Genomic DNA, 21,287 nt, shown 5'->3' with positions numbered 1-21,287 from the left:
AACACCCATGCCAAGCGGGTTGTGTATCGCAGTGGATGCAGTAGAATAGCGCAAACTTTTAAAAGGCCAACCTTATGTCTATTACCGCGGTTTACCCCGGCACGTTTGACCCCATTACCTGCGGCCATACCGATTTAATTAAGCGCGCCGCCCGTTTTTACGACCGATTAATTATTGCAGTGGCCGACAATCGCAACAAAAAAAGCCTGTTTAGTTTGGACGAGCGAATTGCGTTGGCCAAAGCAGTCACTCAAGAATACCCCAATGTCGAAGTGATTGGGTTTAGTTCTTTGTTGGTTGATTTTGTGCATAAGGTCGACGGACATGTGCTGTTGCGTGGACTGCGAGCAGTATCGGACTTTGAGTACGAATTTCAGCTGGCGTCCATGAACCGCAAGTTAGCTCCCGAAATCGAAACCATGTTTATGACACCATCTGAGCAATACGCGTTTATTTCGTCTAGCTTAGTGCGCGAGATTTCAGTATTAGGGGGCGATGTATCTGAGTTTGTTCACCCAGCAGTGGGTGCGGCACTAAAATTAAAGCATGAAAATGAAGCATGAAAATGGATTTTAACTGTTTTTATTTGGGCATCCACACGGGCAAAGGTCTTTAAAGATTGTCATCCAACACACGCATTGCACCAACGACCTTATTAACGATTAGACGTTTCTAATAAATAAGGTACCTGAATTTGCGAACCATCAGGTTGATGAATCATCACTGTGACTTGCCATTGCATTTTAGCAATGGTACAAAAGGCCAACATTGACGTGCCCACAAATTCTCCAGGGTGCTGCGGATGAGGCGTTAACGTCACCCTATTAAAGCCCATGTACATGTTAACCCCCGAAATATCCAGCTCAACTTTGGTGGCCGTAATGGCATCAAGCGTGACACTCACGTTGAGCGGCCGAGCAATGGGAATAGGGTGTGGCGTGATATTTAAACGCACCGACTGGTGCTGATTTTGCGCCAAGCAAGCCTGATGGTGCAAATCGCATTGCTCAACAGTCGTCCATTGAGTCACATTTGGCAGTGCTGGCTTTGAGCCCGAATCACATCCACTAAGCAACGTTATTGAGCACAAGGCACCCGCCCACGTTAGGCGCCAAGACCAACGCCAATTTGGGCGCTTAAGGCTTATAAGATCAGAGTTGGAGGATGAGAGTGTTTTCATGTTTTAAGAATAGTCGTTTCTGGGTAAGGGTTCAATAGTTAGTTAAAATTGGTTGTTAAAAATTGATTTTTTTACGAATTTTAACTCGTTGTTAAGAGGGCATTATGAGCGATTTTTTTGAACAAAGTATACCTATTTTTACCATGTTAGAAGCCACGTTAGATGTGAACGCTTATGTGGCCGTACCCGCCGACTGGGTGGTGATTGTTACGGACATTAAAAACTCTACTTTAGCGATTCAAGAAGGGCGCTATCGTGATGTCAACGCCGTTGGCGGCAGCACCATTGCCGCCTTAACCAACGCCTTAAAACCCTTGGCGGCGCCCTTTGTATTTGGAGGCGATGGCGCAACATTTTGTGTGCCGCCCACTGCGTTGCCACAGATAAAAAAAGCCTTGCGCGGCTGTCAAGAATTGGCGCGCGATGGCCTTAAATTAGAGCTTAGAGTGGGTTTGGTTCCTGTATCCGACCTGACTAAAAAAGTGTTGGTGTGTCGGTATGCCCGCACGGTCAATATGACACAATATTTTTTTATGGGAGGGGCTTAGAGGAAGCCGATGGGTTGGTAAAAAGCCAAGCGCATTATGCTTTGTCAGAAGACATTGAAGCCGATGCTGACTTCAGCGGTTTTGAGTGCCGTTGGAATCAAATTCCTAGTGCAAAAGAGGTTACCTTTAGTTTGTTGGTAAAGCCACGATGCGTTACGCCAGAACAAACCTTTGCATGGTATAGAGAGTTTTTGCAGGCGCTGCTGCGTTTTATGGGCAATGAACAGCAGCATCATCCGCTGAACGAAAAAGGCTTAAACCTCTCTTTTAGTGCCAGTAAAATCAACGCCGAAGCTCTCACCAAAGCCCAACCCCTATCAAGCTGGAATGTATGGCGAATGCGCTGGAAAATCCGTTTAGAGAATGCAGTAGGGTGGTATTGGTTAACCTATAAAAAGCACGTGAATGGCGTGGATTGGGGTGGTTACAAACAAGATTTAATTAAAAACACCGATTACATTAAATTAGACGATGTGTATCGCACCGTCATGTCGGCCGATCAAAAAAGTTTAAACGCCCTGTTGGCCTGGCTCGAGGAAGCACGCCAACAAGGTCGGGTGTTTTACGGTTGCCATCAAACTCATTCGGCCATAATTACCTGTTTGGTGGCGCAAACGGGGGTGGAACATGTGCATTTTGTGGACAGTGCCGAAGGCGGTTACGCCATGGCGGCCAAACAGTTAAAGGCGCAAATAAAAGCCGCCACACTATAAAATTCCACTAAATACCTTAGCGTGGCTGGCAGTGCGGACAAAAAAAGGTTGCGCGTTGATTTAGCACCACTTTTTGAATGGGAGTTTGGCACTGTAAGCAGGCCTGGTCTTGGCGACCATATACATTAAGCGACTGGGCAAAGTAGCCGGGCTTGCCATCGGGGGTTACAAAGTCTTTTAAAGTAGTGCCGCCTTGCTTAATGGCGGCATTTAAGACCCTTTTAATGTTTTTGGCTAAGGTGTCGCATTGCGATTGATTAAGGTTGTTGGCTAACGTTTGTGGGTGAATGTGGCTCATAAACAGTGCTTCGTTGGCGTAAATATTACCCGCACCCACCACCATTTGACTGTTCATTACCCAGGTTTTAATGGCCACTTTGCGCCCACGGGTTTGGGCAAATAAATAATCACCGTTAAAGTCGTCTGACAACGGCTCAGGCCCTAATTTAGCCAATAATGGGTGCGTTAATGGTGTACCGTCTTGCTGGTCTTGCCATAAAATAGAACCAAAACGCCGTGGATCGTTAAAGCGCAAAACGTGCTGGTTGGCAAGTTCAATGTCGACGTGGTCGTGCTTTTGAAGCGCTGTGCCCAACGGCACTATGCGTAAATTACCCGACATGCCTAAATGCATCAGTAAACTGCCCGCAGGGGTGTTTAGCAAGATGTATTTGCCGCGCCGCGTGACAGAGTTAATCACCAGGCCTGGTAGAGTGTTTATTAAGTTAAGATCTACCGGCCAACGCAAACTGGCGTTGCGAATCACAACGTGGCTAATGGTTTGCTGTTGAGTTTTGGGTTGAATGCCCTTGCGGGTGGTTTCTACTTCGGGCAGTTCGGGCATAATGAAGGTTCGCAATAAAATATAAAGGTTTATTGTACAAGTTTACTAAAGTTGCGTTGTTGTATTGGGTCACTAACCGCTCTATGTTTATATGGATTGTCGACCGTGGCGCGCTTTGAAGGTATAAAAAGGGGTTAAATATCGCGGTTTTTGGTTGTGATTCCCTTATAATAAAACCCGTTTTTACTTTAAAAAAGACAGAGCACTCCCATGCCAATTCAGCCGTTTTCAATGACTTTATCTGTTGTGCCCACAGCGCTTTATTGGGCGCGGTTGTTACTAAACGGAGCCATACCGTTTTTAATGCACTTGGGTGTGTTTAAGGCGCTAGGGTTTTTGAGCTTGGTGTTTAGTTTAATAGGTTTGGTGGGTTGGCTAAATTTGGCACAGGCGCAAAACGTCTCACCCGTGCAAAATGACACGGCACAATCTTCAACATTGATCTCTTCTTCCTCGTTGGCCTCTACGCCATCGCCATCAGGCTCGGCTTTAGTTCCTATAAAATTTCAAGTTAACTGGCATCATCAATTTCAATTTGCAGGGTTTTACGCAGCACTTTCTCAAGGTTATTACCAGCAAGCTGGATTAGATGTACAAATTCAAACGTGGAAACCAGGCTTGGATGTTAATCAAGAAGTAGTGAGTGGGCGCACAGATTTTGGCGTGGGTTATGGCTCGTTGGTGGTCGAATACGCCAAAGGTGCGCCTATTTCATTGGTAATGGCCTCATTTCAGTTTTCGCCCATGGTGCTGTTGTCGCACGAACCCATTTACGATTTATCCCAGCTTAGTGGCAAGCGCATTATGCATTATGGCAATTTACAAATTCAAACGCTTATTCATAAAGCCAATGCGGTAGGCAGCACGCCCATTAAAAACATACCAGCCTCGGGGAATTTAAACGACTTTATTAGTAAAAAAGTTGATTTATACGGCGCGTATTCTACCAATGAGCCATATCGGTTAACCCAAAAAGGGGTGCCTTTTTACATTGTTGACCCTAAAAGCTACGGCGCACAAAGTTACGATGATTTTGTGATTGTTTCGCAACAGATGGCCACCTTGCAGCCTCACGTTGTTAAAGCCTTTAAAGACGCCAGTATTAAAGGCTGGCAATACGCGTTAGCGCACCCTGAAGAATTGGTTGAGCACATTGCACAGAATTATCCGGTAGACAAATCCAAAGAGGCCTTATTGGCCGAGGCCAAAGCCACGCTGCAATACGTGCAGTCTGGACAAATACCTATTGGAACCGTCGACCCAGACAAATTAATGGGTATTGCCGCTGATGCCAAAGACATTGGTTTGATTACTCCCGCCCAGTTTAAAAGTTTGGACATGTCTGCGTTTATTTTTGACGACAATCGAGGGGTTTTTACACCCGAAGAGCTGGCGTATTTAGCGGCGCACCCCGTTATTAAATTAGGCAACGATGTCGATTGGGCACCGTTTGAGTTTACCGATTCCAATGGGCTGTTTAGTGGCATGTCAGCCGATTACTTCAAGCTGTTTGAACAAATGTTGGGCATTAAGTTTGAGCCGGTTGTGGACAAGACCTGGGGTGAAGTAACGCAAATGGCTAAAGAAGGCTTGGTGGACGTGTATTCGTGTGCCGTGGCCACGCCAGATCGACAAACCTACATGCAATTTACTCAACCGTATCTGTCGTTTCCTATGGCGTTGGCGGGTAATGAGTCTATGCCGTTTATTGGCAATTACAAACAGTTAGAAGACTATACCATTGCCGTGGTTAAAGACTATTGGTCGCACGAGTTGCTTAAACGAAGTTACCCTAATGTGACGCTGTTAGAAGTGCAAAATGTTCGCCAAGGGCTTGAGGCGGTGCTGGACGGTCGTGCGGCTGGGTTTTTGGACAATTTAGCGGTTATAAATTACGCCCAGCGTCAATACGGTTTGGACGGTATTCGCATTATTGGACAGTTTGAAGAGCGTTTTGAACTGTCCATAGGCGTGCAAGCGCAAGATAAGGTTTTGTTTAGTATTTTACAAAAAGCATTGGATAGAGTGACCGAAGAGCAGCGTCAAGTTATTTTTAACCGTTGGGTTAAGCTCGAAGTGATCAATAAAATAAGCAATCAGCAGCTCATGCAGGTGCTAGCGCCGGCTATGCTTATTATCATGGGCTTGCTGTTGCTTATTGGCGTGTACGCCTACCAAAAGCGTCAACAAAAGGCTTACATTGCAAAAATTCATGAGCTTTCATACGCCACCGAAATTGATTTACGCACCCAAAAAATTATTTGGACCAGTCACGCTTTTGTCAAGCTAAGTGAGTATTCGGCTGAAGAGCTTACGGACATGCCCTATGTAAATTTATCCAGTGATACATTGCTCAATGAACACATTCAAAGTATTTACCAGCAGGTTATACAGGGCAAAACCTGGCAGGGCGATGTAGAGGGTAAAACCAAATCAGGTTCGCTCTATTGGGTAAACTTAACGTTAACCCCCAAGAAAAACTGGCGGGGTGAGTTTACCCGTTGTTTGGCCACGCGCGTTAACATTACCGACAAAAAACGGGTAGAGCAGTTATCCATTACCGACGAGCTCACCGGATTATACAATCGCCGTTACTACAATGAGGTTATTGAGCACGAATTAAGGCGTGCTAAACGCGAAGGTCGCACCCTCGGCATGGCGGTGTTGGACATTGATTTGTTTAAGCTTGTAAACGATACCTATGGGCATCAGCATGGCGATGTGGTATTGCAAAACGTGGCCAGTGTGTTGTCAAGCAGCTTTCATCGAGCCAACGATTTTGTCTTTAGAATGGGCGGTGAAGAGTTTTTAGTGCTGACATCGTTTGACAGCAAAGCCACTTATAAAACGCATTTGCGTGAGGTACTTAAGCGAGTTGAGGCGCTGGCAATTGCCAATAAAAACTCACCGTTTAAGGTGCTTACACTGTCGATTGGTGCGCTGTACGCTACGGTTAATGAGTCAATGGATTCTGAAGAAATGTTTAAGCAGGCCGATAAAATGTTGTACTTGGCCAAGGAGCAAGGTCGTAACCAGTTGATGATGGTTTAAACGTTTTTGAGGCTATAACTTGAATTTGCAAAGGCAATAACGAGGCATAAAAAACCCGGTCTTTTGAACCGGGTTTTGGTCAGACAATCAATAATCTGGGTAAGATTATTTGATTTTAGCTTCTTTGAACAAGACGTGTTTACGAACCACTGGATCGAACTTCTTGATTTCAAACTTTCCAGCCATGTTCTTTTTATTTTTATCCGTAGTATAAAAATAATGAGACTCGGTTGACTGTAATTTAATTTTATCGCGCATGACAGTCTCCTTAGACCTTCTCACCACGTGAACGCATTTGAGCGATCACAGAGTCAATGCCATTTTTGTCGATAATGCGCATTGCCGCAGCAGTGACACGCAATTTAACAAAACGGCTTTCAGCTTCAGACCAAAAACGATGCGATTGCAAGTTTGGTAAGAAACGACGACGTGTTTTACGTTGTGAGTGGGAAACATTGTTACCGACCGCAGGACGTTTTCCTGTTACTTGGCATACTCTAGACATTTCACAATCCCTTTAAAACTTATTGAAAACTAAAACTTATTAAAATCACCACAGAACGTGTTTTGCACACTGGGGTGTTTTTAACTAAAAATATTCGAATATTTCTAAACTTACGCTACGTTAAGGCAGCGGAAAATAAGAAAGCGGGATTATCCACAAAACCTAGGGCAATTGCAAGTAATCCCTTTAAAAACTTACCGCTAAACTTCAGGTTATTGAGACTGAGTGTGTGTTAAGTAGGGTACATACTCTGGAAAATAGGTGCCACCGTCTTTAAAGGGCAATAATTCTTCAATGCCCGTGACACTGTCGCCTGCTTGATAATCAAACCGCGCTGGGTCGGTCAGCTGCACCGAACGCTCGGTAATGACCTCGCCAAACGCATAAGGTGTGCTGTCTATTTTTAAGGCTTCTTGCCCGGGAAGACGATAATGTTTATACGTTAAGGGCGTTTGTGCAAAAACATCTTTACCAAACCGATAACGCTGAGTGACCACCACTTGACGGTAGCGCGCCGCACTTTCTAGGGCGTAGGCTTGGTTTGGGTAAAGTAAAAACGCTTTAAGCGTGCCGTCGGCGTTTAAGTAACCTTTTTGGCTGACATACTCTCTTAGCGAGGTTTGGCGAGCGGCGCTGCTTTGCTCAAATGCGCTGGCGCTGCTTACGTTTAAGGCTGGCCAATTTTGGCTGTAGCCGTTGGCTTGGGTAATGGCTTGGCTAAAGCCTTGCTCTAATGGCTCGGGCATGTCGCCGTACAGACTGGCGCCCACCACATAATTTAACAGTAAGCCAAATTCGCCCATATTGGCATGACGGTTTTGGGGTTCGGGTTGGGTGCTTAGAGTTATATTGTTTGTACGACTAAACCCTAAATAATTCATCTCTTGCCAGCCCGTGTCACCGGTGAGTTTTCTGGGCAGCGCCCAAGTGCTGTCCACGGTGTTGCCGGTTCCACTGGTCAACGTGGGTTGAAGGGTGTTGGTGGTAAAACCAGAGTGACAGCCCAAACATTGCGCCATCTCTTCACGGTTTTGTGGCCGCAGTTCGCCTTGCGTGTCTTCGATGTAACCGGCCAAATACCAACCTGCGCCGTTGTCGACCCAACCTTGTTGGTCGTTACCGAAAATATTGTTGCCGCCCTCGTCACCGGGGCGCGCGTCCATGGGGTTGTAGTGGTCGTATTTGTACATGTAACGAATCTCTTTAACGCGTTGCGCGCGCGTGCCTGGAAATGCGCTTACGGCCGATTTACCGTCGGCTTCCATGTCGACATAATGCAATGGGTGGGCAATCTCGGTGCCTTTTGGATACGCACCGCGCACTATTTTTTCATCGCTCGCCATGCCGCTGTACCTTGTGCCGGCAAGATCGCCCAAGGTGTCGGTGATGGCTTTTTCGAGCAAGTTTAAGTTTTTGGCGTAAGTGGGTAGGTCAAATTGACCGTTGGCGTTTTGCATAAACTTTTGCGGTAAACGAATGTAAATGCCCGATACCGAGCCGCTCATGGGCGTAAAAATGCCGTAGGGCATAAAGTTAATGGCGCGCCAGCCGGTAATGCCGCCGGTGCCATCGTTAAAAAGGCGTTGTTGGCGTTGCTGTTTGGTTTGGTGCGTACAAATCCATCACTATCGGCGGGTAAGTCGGCTGGGTTTAACCCCGGAAACAACCGCAACGGATGTTCATAGCCGCTGTCCCACTCTTTGGATGAACCAGGGCGCTGGTTATAGGCGGTTTGCCAGTTGTTTTGACGAATGTAGCTTTGCATGTCCCACTCTTGGGTTACCACGCCCAGCTTTGCAACGTGTTGTGCGAGTTGTTCTGGGTAAAGGGTGTTTTCCCAACGGTTAATGCTGGCGTAAGGGGCGGTGGTGCTAAAGGGGTCAAACCCATAGTCAATTTGAAAATTAACCATGGGCACCGCACCGGCTTGCGGATTGTTATTGCCCAAGCCTAAATTATAAAGACCGTTGGTGTGGCAAAAAAGACAGGCGTTTTGCCGGCCGTGACTGGTTTCTATGTAACATTGCGCCGGTACTTGCGCATACGGGTTGTCAAAGTTAAGCGGGCTGGCAAAGTCGCCGGTTAAGGCGAGTTGTTTGACCAAAATGGTTGGGTTGTCTTCGGCAGTGTTAGCGGAGGATGTGGATTCGGATGAAGGGCTTTGCCCACCACAGCCGACCAGCAGTGTCGCCAGTGTGCCAAGCAGTAGCTGGGGCATAAATATTAAAGCAGTGCGTGCGTTCATAATAAAGACCTTAAAAAATGGTTGTGATACATGCAAAAAAGCCAGCGCACGAAGGGTTCGGTACGCTGGCTAGGACAAATTTAGCGTGCGATCACGCCTGGTTCGCCTTATTTAATGGCAGGAATTCCGCCAATGTAACCAAAGTTACCGGCATTAACTTTTTGCACGCCAATGGCGTCCACAGCGGCTGCAAGATCGGCGTTCATGGTGCTGATGTATTCACCGTGGTGCTGCGAATTGCTCATGATGTAGGCGTGGCCATTCATGTTTTCGACCGCTTGTAGGCCGGTCGCTTCGGCACCGGCTACGTTGGTTAAAATGCGTGAGAGTTTTTTGGTGTCGACGTTGTAAGCCCACACAAAGTTGTTAACGTGTGTGCCCGAGTCTTCACCAATAAACAGAGTGCGCATTTTTTCAGAGAAAAACACGTTGTCGGTGTTGGCGATGTAACTTGGGTCGGCGATGTTACCCAACGCGTCGGGAGTGATGTCACGGCCACGCAAATTGTCTTCGATGTAAAAGTTTGTAACCACGTAGTCTGAGGCGATTAAATTGCCATTAATGTCGTCTTGTCCAGCCGCCATCGGCAGGGTTAAGGTCGCACCGGCACTGATTTTAGCCATTTTTAAATGTTCCATGTTAGCCGGCAAACCGTTGTCTTTCATGCCGCCATCTAAATACGAAATGGCCATGTACAGATGCTTGTCTTTGTTGTTAACCGCAATGCCTTCCATTTTGTTAAATTCGGTGGTGGCACCCAGTAACGCCGCATAACGACGGGTTTCTAAAAACGCCGCCGCTTGTTCTTTGCCGGTTTTAACGCTTAAGCATTCGTCGGTGGTTGAACCAGCGCGCACCCGTGTTAGGGTTGGGCAAGTGCCATCAGGGTTGGCGGCTTCGTTGTTAAAAATATCCCCAAAGCTATGCGTGTCGGCCAGCGTTTTAACTTGTGCATCGGTGGCTTGTCCCAGTTTGACCCACTTAATATTGGCTGAATAAGAACCGGTTTGTTCGGTTACCTTAGCCGCATACAGTGTGCCAGCACTTAAGTCGCCGGCTTTGTCGGCCACGTACATAATAGAGGCCACGTTACTGCCGTCGTCGCCGTGATAAGCGGTTTTGCCATCGGGCATCACTTTAGACATCTCCCAGGTACCGCGTCCCATAGAGTAATGTTTGACCACGCTGGGTGTGCCGTTTGCGTTTACTGTGACTTCTGGCATGTAGCCATAATGATAAGGGTTGGCAACGGGTGTACTGCTGGAGGTAAAGTACAAATTATCCAACTGATCCAGTCCCGATTGGGTGACGGTATAACTTGTGGCCAGTGGGTTGTATTGCAAGTCGTAATCTTCTTCCGAGCCTAAATGGGTGTTCCAGGGCGTTTGCGAACCAAAGCACGGAATCCACAGGCCATCGACGTTTGAGAAGTCAATGGGCGCTTGATCGACTGCGGTTAATGCACCCCTTTTAGGGTCTTGCGCCATTTTGGTTAAAATCATACTCATGGGTTTACGCGCCAAACGCGCGGTCGATTCTGAACCATCGGCCAGCACTTCGCGCCAGTCGTATTCTAAATGCGAAATTAAATAAATTTGACCGTCAATGTTTAATAAGCTGTTGGCGTCCGGGGTTTCGGCTACGGCGGGTAGACCGTTAGGGTCTAAGATGGGTTGCATGGCTTCGTTGTACAAGGTGCCGGCTGGATAGGGGTTGGTGCCTACTTTGTCGTTAACGCCAAATAATTTGGTGTAGCTTAATGGAAAGGTGTCTTTCGTGCCGTCGGTGTAGGTCACAATGGCACTGGATTCGGTGTAGGTGGTCGCCATTTGTGCCGCCGTGCTGGGAGCGGCCGTGTCAGTGAATTCAATTGAGGCAAAGGTTTTGTTGGCATCCAAAGCGGCGCTTGTGGTATTGGTAGAATCGGAGTTGTCCAAATACGCCAGCGAAAGTACGGCTAGGGTAAGGGCACTTAACGCCAAGCTGATTTTAAGAGTGGTTGGTTTCATTTTAGAGGTGCTCAATTGAGAATGCGTTAACAAAAAGTGTACTAAGGGTAACAAACTAAGGGTAACAAACGGCTGTTACAGAATTTTGTCAGTTCGCTTAAGTTTTAAACTTTTTAATGTTTTTACACTTTGACCAGGTCAAAGCGTGTTTTGACGCGTGTTAACGTTTAATTCAGTTCTGTTAATAAAAATTGCCAAGCACTTAAGATGGTTACGTTAATACCGTGATGTATCAAGGTGCGCTCTTCGTTGAGTGTGACGATGATTCCGGCTGATGCATTCAAAAATTGCGCGGCTTTGACCAATCCTTTTAGCTCGCGCGCTAAGGTGTCTGGGTGGCTCAGGTCGTAAGCAACTTGCACGGGCAAAAGACCTTTTGCAGTGGATAATACAAAATCACACTCTTGCACGCCCTTAATAAAATGCACATTGGGGTCTTGGCGACGCAGACTAATCGCCACTAAATTTTCAAGCAATTTGCCGTAATCGTGTTGGTATCGAAAGCTAAGTTGGGTTAAAAATCCGTTGTCGATGATATAGCCTTTTTTTTCAGCCATCGTTTGTCGCACAATAGATGGATCGAATTTACTGGCGATGACCGTAAAGTAAACCGCTTCGCTCATGGCTAAATAATCGTGCAGACTGTTTTTGCCCACCTTAAAACCAGCCGATTTCATCTCGTTATGGATTTTTGCAATCGAGAGCGAGCTGGACACACTTTCTAAAACCCGTTTTAAAAAATATTTGAGGGCTGGAATATTGCTTTCTTGATAGCGTTCAATGACATCACGAAACAACATGACATCGTAGTAATCCTGAATAATTTTGCGGCGAATTTCACTTGATTCAATGTTGACCAACTCCGGAAATCCGCCCTGTATTAAATAGCGTTCAAACTCTAAACCGATCAACGCTCGGCCCTTAGAACTAATCAGGTCTGGGGCAATGTTTTTAAAGCGTAAAAACTCGCCAAAACTTAGTGGAAAGACCTCAAAACTCAAACAACGGCCGCGCAAGGAGGTGGCAATTTCTGAACTAAGAAGCTTGGAGTTGGAGCCGGTTAAATAAATGTGCCGACTGATGGCGTCATCCAAACGTCGGATAAACTTTTCCCAGCCGCTGATTTCTTGGATTTCATCAAAAAAGAAATAACATTGGCTTAAATCCAGTTCAGGATAAAGCTCTCGATAGGCTTGCAAAATTAGATCCAAGTCCTCGGCTTGCACGTTTAAACGTTCGTCTTCAAAGCTAAGATAGAGTATTTTTTGAACCGCAACGGATTGCCGCAGAGTCTCGATGGCGTTAAGCAGTAAAGAGGTTTTACCCACTCGGCGCATGCCAGTGACGACCACAATTTTTTCAATATCCAGTGGCAACACCACATCTCGCGTCATTAATGGGCGTATCGGTGCGGCATGAAAGTCCGCAATGAGTTGTTTAAAGAGTGATTTTGTATTCATAAACGACAATTTACTGCAAATTGTATTTTATGTAAAGACAGTTTTAAGGCTTTGGTGCAAGCCCACGGTTCAAATCTGTCTAAACAATTTGTCTAAGCAACTTGTCTAAGCGGATCGCCCTGCCATGTATTTGCTTAACCCACCAGGTCTGGTCGGTTAAGCGCTCACGTTTGTGGTTAAGGTTTAGGGCGTGCCTGGTAATAAGGCTTCGTAGCGGGCGTCGGTAAGCAGGGGTAAAAAGGCCATTAGGGCGTCAATGTCGCTGTCGCTTAAGGCCGGCGCGTTGCTGTAATCCACGGTGTCGGTGTAATCGGTGTCTGACCAGGCTAGGCCGGTTTCAGGGTTAATGGTACGCTCGGCGTTGTTGATGATGCGGCGATGATCTTTAAATTGCAGCACGGTGCGTAAGTCTTGAAACACGCCATTGTGCATGTAAGGCCCGGTAATCGCCACATTGCGCAGTGTGGGGGTTTTAAACTTTCCGGCCAGTAGCGGGTCGTTGTTTACATTGGGGTTGCCCATTAAACCTGGGTCGGCCGATGGATCGCCCACGGCGTCTCTGACCGCTTGATGGTTGGGCACGCCCAAATTGTAGTATTTAAAGTTGCTAAACACTTCTTGGTTGACACCCGTTGTGGCTTGCGATTGATGGCACTGCACGCAGTGTTGGTTAAACAGTTGTAAGCCTAAGGTTTCGGTGTCGGTTAGGGTGTAGGCGCTTTGCAAGTAGCGGTCGTATTTTGAGTCAAATGGACTAAAGAGGGCTGTTTTCTCATAGGCGGCAATCGATTGACCAATGCGATTAAAGATAAAGGTATCGTTTCTTGAAAACACATCGGCACCAAACAGCGTGGTAAATTTGGCCACATAATCGGGGTTTTCTTGTAGACGGGCAATGACTGTGGCCTGGTCGGGCATCATCATCTCAACCGGGTTTAAAATGGGGCCGCCGTTTAAATTCACTTGCGCGCCTAAATTTTTAGCCCGTCCATCGTGAAACTGTCCACCCAAATATTGGCCGTCTGCGCCTTGTGCAAACAGCGGAATAAACGCCGCATACGCCACCGTAGGCGCATTGCGCGTGCCCAAAGACGCATCATCGTCACCCAATGAGACTGCCGAGTTTAAAAAGTTGGGACGATTGTCGATAAAACCATGCTCGGCGTTATGGCACGTGGCACACGACTGCTGACGTGTTAACGATAAATTTGGGTCGTTAAACAGCAATTCGCCCAATGCGGCTGCGGCCACAGGGTCTACATTGGCCGGCGATATTCTGGCCGGTGCGTCGTTGGTTGTACCTCCGCCGCAACCCACTAAGTTTGCGGCGGCGAAGGCGATAAAAGCGCCGGTAATGCGCCATTTTGGCGTAGTTTTAACGTGCATAAGGATTCCTTTTTTAAGTGCTTGACACAGGATTAATACGGCGATTGCGCACGTTTTGACCCTGAGCCTTTGGTGTGTTGTGACGATGGTTGTTTTTGTTTAGTTTGCTGTTGCCTTTGTTCATAACCCTGGCCAAACCCACCTAGCGACGGGGCAGTGGATGTGCTGGGCGTGCCGTAAATCAGTGGATTGGGTACGCTGGGGCTGGGTTGTTGTGGCCCCCATTGGTTTTGCAGATTTTGTTGGGTGTGCGCTTCTTGCGCCCAAACCGGTTTGCTGACCATTAAAAGTGCCAAAGTACTGATCCAAAGTGCGTGGCGTAATAACCGATGCTGTTTCATAGTGCGTGCCTTTTTAAACTCAACGTGTGTTAACGCCCTGCAGTATGCGGCTTGGGTGTTTTTAAAGTGGTTTCAATGGGTTTCAGCGGGGTTGGGTTTTGTAACAAAGTGTTACAGCGCGTTTACAAGGCGCGGGCTAACAGGGCACAATACCGCAAGACACTTTTCAAAGGACATTTCTATTTATGCTGCTACCGTGCCGTTAATTTTTTTGGTCGAAGACGACGCAGGCATTGTTGAGCTGTTAAGCGCTTATTTAACCCTGCAAGGGTTTGAAGTGAGGGCCGCACAGCACGCTCAAGCGTTAGACGAGCTTCTGGCGTTGCGCACACCCGATTGCCTTATTTTGGATGTGATGTTGCCAGGCCTGGACGGATTGTCTATTTTAAGAAACCTGCGCTTAAACTATGTTTTTCCGGTGTTGATGCTGTCGGCGTTGGGCGACGACATTGACCGTATTGTGGGGTTAGAAGTGGGCGCCGACGACTACATGGCCAAACCGTTTAACCCGCGTGAACTGGTGGCAAGATTGCGCGCGTTACTGCGCCGCAACACAGAATCGTCTGCGACTAAACCCAACTTGCCCCGCATTGGTGCATGGCTTTTTGACGCCGATAAACTGCGCTTAATTCAGCCAAATTCAAGTCAAACCTGCGCACTCACGCAAGGCGAAGCCGATTTACTTAGTTTACTGTTGCAATCCCCCAACCAAGTGGTCAGCCGCGACGTGCTGGTCAGCCAGTTGCAAGGCTATGAGCGCGGGCCGTTTGACCGCGCCATGGACGTGCGCATTACCCGTCTGCGACGCAAATTAGAAACCCATCCCGAACGCCCAGAGCATTTGCGCACCGTGCGCGGCGTTGGCTACCGTTTGGATGTGTAAACCAGGCCTGGTCAATCGGGTTTTTATAAAAGGATTTAAACGGTTGTTAGCCCGCTTGCCCAATACCCTGTTTTTTAATATCGCCCTGCGTTTAACCGGCGTAATGCTGGGGTTTACCGCCTTGTTGGTGGGCGTGCTGTTTTTAGCGGTGGTAAAACCCATGGCCGAAAAAAACGCCCTCGATCAAGCCGCGTTTATGGCCTTAAGCGTTAAAACTTGGGTAGAGTTGCCACCCAATGCACGCGCCGATTTTGCAGCCGAGCTGGCGCTAAAGCACGGCGTGCAATTGCGTGTTGCCAGTGCTCTGGCCGCAAACGCCCCTTTAAATGCGTCGAGCAAACCCTTTTTGCGCTGGAGTGCCGAGGCCTTAACGCGCCAATTTAATCAACCTGTTGTTTGGTCTTTTGACCCCAACGCGCCACCCGATGCGCCGTTTGAGTATTGGACAACGATTTCTTTAGCCGGTCACACCTTGCAGTTAGGCATAGCCCAGCAACATTTTGGTCAGGGTTTGCCCAAGCTGGGTTTGTTGCTGTTGGCGTTGAGTGTGGTGCTGGCGTTGGCGGTGTCGGTTTGGGTGGTGCGCAATATGACTCAACCGCTGGCGCGCATGGTGGCGCAATTGGACGCGCGCAAACAGCAAAACCCTTCCACCGTTTGGCCAAAAGAGTCGTTCAACATCAGTGATGAGTTAATGCGCCTAAGCCAAGCCATTGGCCAACTGTTGCACAATGAGGCGCGCGCGCTGCACTTACGCACGGTGTTGTTAAGCGGCGTGTCGCATGATTTACGCACGCCACTTACCCGTTTGCAGTTGGCGCTAGAGCTGTTGCCCAGCAGCACACCAGCGGGATTGGTTGAGTCGATTGCCCGAGATTTAACGTTAATGAATCAACTCATTGGCGAGTTTGTCGATTTGGGTCGTGATGTGACTCAAAGCCGCCATTTAATAGATCAATGCGATTTAAATGCGTTTGTGCAGGCCTGGTTAGAACCGTATGGCACGTCTTCACAGATTGTTTTTAAGCCTTGCATGGACGCGCCAACCTTTTGGGAGGGCAACGCTTTGGCGCTTAAGCGGGTGTTGTCTAACTTGTTGGACAACGCGTTGCGCTACGCGCCCAATCAACCCATTACCGTTGCACTAAACTGGGTTAACAATGGCCGGCAAAATGGCTGGCAAATTGCCATAGCCGATTTAGGTCCAGGCATTCCCGCGCACGAATTAGAGCAGGTGTTTGAAGCGTTTTATCGTCTAGAACGTTCGCGCAACACGCACACGGGCGGCAGCGGATTGGGCTTGGCGGTGGTTAAGGCGTTGGCTAACGCCAATGGCTGGCAAGTGCGTTTGCAATCGCATTGCACTGCGGGCACTTGCCCATCTCAACAAAAGCCTAGCGGAACAGTGGCCAAGGTGTTTTTGCCTACGATGTAGTATTGGGTGAATGGTTGTGCCCAAATGCGACTGACCAGGCCTGGTTGCTTTGATTTATCTTGGTTTATAAGGCTTACAAAGCCTAGGGCATATGTCCCAAAAGACATTTGCCCACTTTTAATGCGCCGTTTGACACTTTACGCTAGCGATAAATTTGAACCACTTGAGTCGTCAAGGTTGTGCATAAGGTTCAAAAATTTAGCGCATAGTTAAGGAGTCCAACATGAGCCAGATGCCTGAAATACGTAAAAATTTAAACCGTTTGCATTGCGGACGGGTTGTTAAACATAACACTCAAACTCGCTCTTTCCAGAGCCATGCCCCTTGGGCTTTGTCCACGTTGTGTGCCGCGCTGTTATTAAGCGGTTGTGGCGGTGGCGGTTCTTCGAACGATCCGGTAACCGATCCAGTCGTTCCTCTGCCGACGACCGCCAGCATTAGCGGTACGGTTCCGGGCACGTTAATTGAGGCCTTTTGCGCCAATGGCGCGTATTACAAAGTCAGTTCGACCAACAACGGCACCGCACAGCACCCTTTTACCTTAAACCTACCCAGCAACCTAGATTGCCGCTTGGTGATGACCACCAACGAAACCGATGTAAACAATCGCGTGATTACGCCGCTGTCGTTTACCAGTACCGAAAGCAGCGGTTTGTTTACCCTGCAATCGGCCGCCAATTTAGGCTATGTTCCGCTTGAAATGAATCGCAACAATATCATCGATGCCAACAACGACGGCGTGACCGACGCGCCGCTTGCGGTGCCCAGTGCCGCTGGCATGACCGTAAAAGCGGTCTCGTTTGACCTTTTAGATACTAATGGCGATGGCATTCCTAATGTGTACGAGGACGACGATAACGACGGCCGTTTTAACCGTGAAGACGACGATGATGATGGCGACGGTACGAATGATGAAGACGAAGACGATGATCACGACAGTGACGACGATGGCATAGACGACGATTACGACGCTGACGACCATCCCACTACCGTGGTGGCCGCATCGGTGCAAAACTACACCTTAAGCACTGGGCGTTTATTGGTGTCGCAGTGTGCGCAATGTCACGGCACCAACGGTCGTTCGGTGACTGGTTGGGACAGCATTACCGACGAGGGTGATGAGTTAGCCCGCGAAATATTGGACGATGCCGCCATTATGACCGCACAAGCCCACGGTTACACCGCCGCCGAAATTGCCGCCATGAGCAGCTGGCTCATGGCGCAACCCAGTAGTTCTGGGGACGACGGCGATGATGACGACAACGACGACAATGACGATTAAAGGGGAATAACCATGACAACCAAATTTTCACGCAGAACGGTATTAAAAGCTTTGGGTCTGGGAGGGGCGTTTGCCTTGGTGCCCAGTTTATTGCCCGGTGTGGCGCGTGCCGCCACCGTGCCTCACGTTGTGGTGGTGGGGGGCGGTTTTTCCGGCGCTACCGCCGCCAAATATTTAAAAATGTGGGGCGGGTTAGGGGTGCAAGTGACCTTAATTGAGCCCAACCCAACTTACGTGTCGCCTATTTTAAGTAATTTGGTCTTAAATGAACAAAAAACTACCGCTGGATTGAGTTTTGGGTATTTAAACCACCATCAGCGTTATGCGGTAAAAATGGTGCACGCCACCGTCACAAATGTGGATAAAACCGCTAAAACCCTTACTTTATCAAACGGACAAAGCATAGCGTACGACCGTTTGGTGCTTGCCCCCGGCATTGATTTTGTGGCCGCACCCGGGCACGATTTTGACCAAGTGCCGCACGCCTGGCAGGCGGGGGTGCAAACCAATTTGTTAAAAGCACAATTAGACACCATGGTCGATGGCGATGCGTTTGTCATGACCGTGCCCGCCGCCCCGTATCGCTGCCCACCTGGACCTTATGAGCGCGCCTGCGTGGTGGCCGACTTTCTTAAAAGCAAAGGCTTAAGCAATTGCACCGTCACGGTGCTGGACGCAAACCCAGGCATTACCATTGAAGAACTCACCTTCAGTGCGGCGTTTGCCAGCTACGGCATAACCTATGTGCCCAATGCGGTGGTGCAATCGGTTAACTCAGCAACAAAGAGCGTCACCTACAGTGTGAGTGGTGCGGCCAACCAAACGTTAAGCGCAAAAGTCTTAAATGTGATTCCCAACCAAAAGGCGGCGCCGCTTATTTTTACCGCTGGGGTAAACAGTGGCAATTGGGCGCCCATTAATCCACTTAGTTATGAGTCAACCGTTGCGGGGGCAACGGGCATTTACATTATTGGCGACAGTCAGGGCACCGGGCAACCCAAAGCGGGGCACATGGGTAATTCGCAAGCCAAAGTCTGTGCTGACGCTATTTTGCGAACCTTAAATAACTTTCCACTCGACAGTGCCCCCAAAACCAACTCGGCCTGTTATAGTCCTATCTCGTCTAATACGGCGTCGTGGTTAACGGCGGTGTATCAGTACAACAGCATCAGTCAACAAATGGAGTTGGTGCCAGGGGTGGGTTATCCCGCCTCAGAAGCGCCGTCTGCCGATAACTACCGCGATATGTTTAACTGGGCGGGCAATTTGTTTTCTGACACATTTGCGTAAGTCAAGAAGGGGTTAAAAGGACATTAAATGCATTTAAACAACACCAGCGCGCATTACGGCGTGAGTTCAATGACGTTGCACTGGCTTATGTTTGGTCTGATTGTGCTGGCCTACGCCAGCATTGAGTTAAAAGACGCGTTTGACAAAGAGAGTGAGGTGCGATTTTGGATAAAAAATTTACATCACGCCATTGGCTTGCTTATTTTGGGATTGGTGGGGGTGCGATTGGGGCTAAAGTGGATTCAACTTACCCCTTTAATTACCCCCGAACCCAGTGTTAGGCAAGTCATCGCCGCGCGTTGGGGGCACATTGCGTTGTACGTTTTTATGTTTTTTACCCCGTTGGCGGGTTGGCTTATGGTCAGCGCCAAGGCCAAAACCATTTGGTTTTTTGGTCTAAATGTTCCCAGCCTGTTTACCCCAGACCCTGTGTGGGCCGAGCGATTTGAAGATCTGCACGAGGTGTTGGGGCAAATAGGTTATGCCCTGATTGCGTTACATGTGGCAGCAGCGTTGTTTAATCATTATGTGTTAAAAGACAATACACTGATACGAATGTGGCCAACGCGCAAAAAAGAGTGAATGTGTAACGGTTTCGTGTAACGATCTCAATCTATTAACAAATCTTCAAAAAAGAACGCCACCAATTCATGCCGGCCACAGACGCCGGCTTTTTTATACAAATTGGACGCTTGTTGGCGCACGGTTTTCTCTTTGGTTTCGCGTACCACCGCAATCTCTTCTAGGCTTAAGCCTTTTAACAGCAACAACGCCACCTCTTTTTCGCTTTGGGTAAATTGCCAGTCGGTTAATTGCGCCTGAATAATTTTAGAAAAATCCCCCATGAGTTTTTGAGTTTGATGTTCGGCCGCACTTAACGCTCTTTTGGCCGACGATAAACGTTGCGCGGACTCTTTTAAGGCTTTTTTGTCCAGCCACATACACCGCATTAACACCACAAACGCCACCAACGAGGCCATGGCCATAAACATCTCAACCATCACGTGCGAATCAATCGCGCCCGCTTCTTCCCAGTCGTAGACAATGTCGGTCAGGGCGATGGTAAAAATTAAGCTAAAAATAACAAGACTAAAGCGAATGGCGTGCATGCCGTGTTCTCCCAATTGAATGTGACGATTAAACCGGTTAAGAATAGAGACTTATCATAATGAACCAAGCTGAATTTAAACTGAATTTAGAGTTTATTACCGTGTAAAGGTCTCATTTAATTGCTTTTTAGGGTTTAACCAGGCCTGGTTAAAGCGTTTTTGGGCGCGTTTTAAGGCGTTTAAACAGCGCGCGCAGGACGAAGGTGAGTGCGCTAAACAGCAGTAAAGCGACCATTAACAGCGTCGCACCAATGTAGGCAAACAGGTCGGGGGCTTTCATTAAGGTGCTCATGAGCGAGTCTTGGTAGTAAAAAAACCACGGATGTTGGGGCGGAAACACCCAAACGTGCAGTTGGTAAAACACGGTTTTTGCGCCTAAAGCGCTCACCAGCAAGCCGATTGCGCCTAATCCGAGCGCCACATTAAGCCATACCGTGCGTTGGCTCACAAAAGGCGTGTTGCGCCAAAGCAGCCCTAACAGCAGCGCGCTCCAGGCCATTAACAGCGCAAGACCGACAGTTTTTAACCGGCTAATAAGATTGGCCACGTCGGTTAAATGGGTAATTTCGGCGTTGTGCAACAACGGCACGTGCAGCGTTACCGGAGCAAACACGCTAGGCAAGGTTACTTGGTAATGTAATTGACGCAAACTTTGGTCGGTTTGATTGCTTGGATTGCTTGGATTGCTTGGATTGTCTTGACCTTGACCTTCATGATCACCTTGACGAATGGCCTGCACGATGCAGGCAAACAAGGTTTTTCGGGTGGCATCGTCGGTGTGCTCAAAGTGTTTTCGGTATTGATTTTGCGGTGCAAATTGTTCTATGTTTTGTTTAATGCCTGCGTATTCATACCAGATGGGGTACAAAAAGTTGACCTGCGCCAACGCAAACCAACTTAGGTAAATCGCCAAGATAAAGCTTAGCCAAATAAAGCTAAACCAAGACAGATTTAACCACGACACGTTTAACCAAGAGCGTGCCAAGACAGGCAGGCGCTTTAACAC

Annotated in this window: 19 protein-coding genes and 1 pseudogene; 8 read left to right on the top strand and 12 right to left on the bottom strand. The window is 48.1% G+C overall.

Annotated elements, in window-relative coordinates:
• The first annotated feature begins 74 nt into the window (after positions 1-74).
• On the top strand, positions 75-563 hold the full coding sequence (gene coaD / locus EP181_RS09635) for a pantetheine-phosphate adenylyltransferase (RefSeq protein ID WP_127471443.1): 489 nt from the start codon (positions 75-77) through the stop codon (positions 561-563).
• A 92-nt stretch (positions 564-655) separates the two neighbouring features.
• Here the strand turns inward: coaD and EP181_RS09630 are convergent, their stop codons facing one another.
• Positions 656-1,090 carry a hypothetical protein gene (locus tag EP181_RS09630; RefSeq protein WP_127471442.1) on the bottom strand — a complete coding sequence of 145 codons (435 nt, stop codon included), beginning with the start codon at positions 1,088-1,090 and terminating at the stop codon, positions 656-658.
• A 194-nt stretch (positions 1,091-1,284) separates the two neighbouring features.
• On the opposite strand from EP181_RS09630, the pseudogene EP181_RS12915 reads away from it, so the two are divergent.
• Positions 1,285-2,441, top strand: a pseudogene (locus tag EP181_RS12915) (DUF3095 family protein).
• A gap of 16 nt (positions 2,442-2,457) precedes the next feature.
• Here EP181_RS12915 and mutM read toward each other — a convergent pair.
• The gene (gene mutM / locus EP181_RS09620; RefSeq protein WP_127471441.1) at positions 2,458-3,285 is read right to left on the bottom strand and encodes a bifunctional DNA-formamidopyrimidine glycosylase/DNA-(apurinic or apyrimidinic site) lyase; all 828 of its coding nucleotides are present in this window, start codon (positions 3,283-3,285) and stop codon (positions 2,458-2,460) included.
• 210 nt (positions 3,286-3,495) lie between these two features.
• Here mutM and EP181_RS09615 point away from each other — a divergent pair, with 210 nt between their 5' ends.
• Positions 3,496-6,336, top strand: a complete 2,841-nt coding sequence (locus EP181_RS09615; protein ID WP_232023416.1) for a diguanylate cyclase — start codon at positions 3,496-3,498, stop codon at positions 6,334-6,336.
• Between the two features lie 105 nt (positions 6,337-6,441).
• On the opposite strand, the gene rpmG is transcribed toward EP181_RS09615, so the two are convergent.
• The 8 genes from rpmG to EP181_RS09575 form a co-directional block, all read right to left on the bottom strand.
• Entirely contained in the window at positions 6,442-6,594 is a 153-nt protein-coding gene (gene rpmG, locus EP181_RS09610) for a 50S ribosomal protein L33 (protein ID WP_127471440.1), read from the bottom strand.
• A 10-nt stretch (positions 6,595-6,604) separates the two neighbouring features.
• Positions 6,605-6,841, bottom strand: coding sequence for a 50S ribosomal protein L28 (rpmB, locus tag EP181_RS09605; RefSeq protein ID WP_127471439.1), 237 nt, complete (start codon positions 6,839-6,841; stop codon positions 6,605-6,607).
• Positions 6,842-7,053: 212 nt separating this feature from the next.
• Positions 7,054-8,346, bottom strand: a complete 1,293-nt coding sequence (locus tag EP181_RS09600; RefSeq protein ID WP_127471438.1) for a hypothetical protein — start codon at positions 8,344-8,346, stop codon at positions 7,054-7,056.
• On the bottom strand, positions 8,343-9,086 hold the full coding sequence (locus tag EP181_RS09595; protein WP_127471437.1) for a hypothetical protein: 744 nt from the start codon (positions 9,084-9,086) through the stop codon (positions 8,343-8,345). The genes EP181_RS09600 and EP181_RS09595 overlap by 4 nt, the downstream gene beginning before the upstream one ends.
• A gap of 107 nt (positions 9,087-9,193) precedes the next feature.
• The gene (locus EP181_RS09590) at positions 9,194-11,095 is read right to left on the bottom strand and encodes a PhoX family protein (protein WP_127471436.1); all 1,902 of its coding nucleotides are present in this window, start codon (positions 11,093-11,095) and stop codon (positions 9,194-9,196) included.
• A 167-nt stretch (positions 11,096-11,262) separates the two neighbouring features.
• On the bottom strand, positions 11,263-12,555 hold the full coding sequence (locus EP181_RS09585) for an ATP-binding protein (protein ID WP_127471435.1): 1,293 nt from the start codon (positions 12,553-12,555) through the stop codon (positions 11,263-11,265).
• A 183-nt stretch (positions 12,556-12,738) separates the two neighbouring features.
• On the bottom strand, positions 12,739-13,941 hold the full coding sequence (locus EP181_RS09580) for a cytochrome-c peroxidase (protein ID WP_127471434.1): 1,203 nt from the start codon (positions 13,939-13,941) through the stop codon (positions 12,739-12,741).
• 32 nt (positions 13,942-13,973) lie between these two features.
• Complete coding sequence (locus tag EP181_RS09575; RefSeq protein WP_127471433.1) at positions 13,974-14,282, bottom strand: hypothetical protein; 309 nt, start codon at positions 14,280-14,282, stop codon at positions 13,974-13,976.
• A gap of 196 nt (positions 14,283-14,478) precedes the next feature.
• Here EP181_RS09575 and EP181_RS09570 point away from each other — a divergent pair, with 196 nt between their 5' ends.
• The 5 genes from EP181_RS09570 to EP181_RS09550 all read left to right on the top strand — a co-directional run bounded on the left by EP181_RS09570 (position 14,479) and on the right by EP181_RS09550 (position 19,754).
• Positions 14,479-15,165, top strand: a complete 687-nt coding sequence (locus EP181_RS09570) for a response regulator (protein WP_127471432.1) — start codon at positions 14,479-14,481, stop codon at positions 15,163-15,165.
• The gene (locus tag EP181_RS09565; protein WP_127471431.1) at positions 15,143-16,600 is read left to right on the top strand and encodes a sensor histidine kinase; all 1,458 of its coding nucleotides are present in this window, start codon (positions 15,143-15,145) and stop codon (positions 16,598-16,600) included. Before EP181_RS09570 ends, EP181_RS09565 begins: the two co-directional genes overlap by 23 nt.
• A 223-nt stretch (positions 16,601-16,823) precedes the next feature.
• Positions 16,824-17,882, top strand: a complete 1,059-nt coding sequence (locus tag EP181_RS09560; protein WP_127471430.1) for a c-type cytochrome — start codon at positions 16,824-16,826, stop codon at positions 17,880-17,882.
• A 12-nt stretch (positions 17,883-17,894) separates the two neighbouring features.
• Positions 17,895-19,172, top strand: a complete 1,278-nt coding sequence (locus EP181_RS09555) for an FAD-dependent oxidoreductase (protein WP_127471429.1) — start codon at positions 17,895-17,897, stop codon at positions 19,170-19,172.
• A 27-nt stretch (positions 19,173-19,199) separates the two neighbouring features.
• On the top strand, positions 19,200-19,754 hold the full coding sequence (locus EP181_RS09550) for a cytochrome b (protein ID WP_127471428.1): 555 nt from the start codon (positions 19,200-19,202) through the stop codon (positions 19,752-19,754).
• A gap of 26 nt (positions 19,755-19,780) precedes the next feature.
• Here the strand turns inward: EP181_RS09550 and EP181_RS09545 are convergent, their stop codons facing one another.
• Together EP181_RS09545 and EP181_RS09540 are read right to left on the bottom strand one after the other, a co-directional pair.
• Positions 19,781-20,281 carry a helix-turn-helix transcriptional regulator gene (locus tag EP181_RS09545; RefSeq protein WP_127471427.1) on the bottom strand — a complete coding sequence of 167 codons (501 nt, stop codon included), beginning with the start codon at positions 20,279-20,281 and terminating at the stop codon, positions 19,781-19,783.
• Between the two features lie 148 nt (positions 20,282-20,429).
• The gene (locus tag EP181_RS09540) at positions 20,430-21,287 is read right to left on the bottom strand and encodes a lipoprotein intramolecular transacylase Lit (protein WP_127471426.1); all 858 of its coding nucleotides are present in this window, start codon (positions 21,285-21,287) and stop codon (positions 20,430-20,432) included.

The organism is Thiomicrorhabdus aquaedulcis, assembly GCF_004001325.1.
Lineage (GTDB): Bacteria > Pseudomonadota > Gammaproteobacteria > Thiomicrospirales > Thiomicrospiraceae > Thiomicrorhabdus > Thiomicrorhabdus aquaedulcis.
Note: the sequence above shows the minus strand (reverse complement) of the source record. Positions and strands in the feature narration are given on the sequence as shown.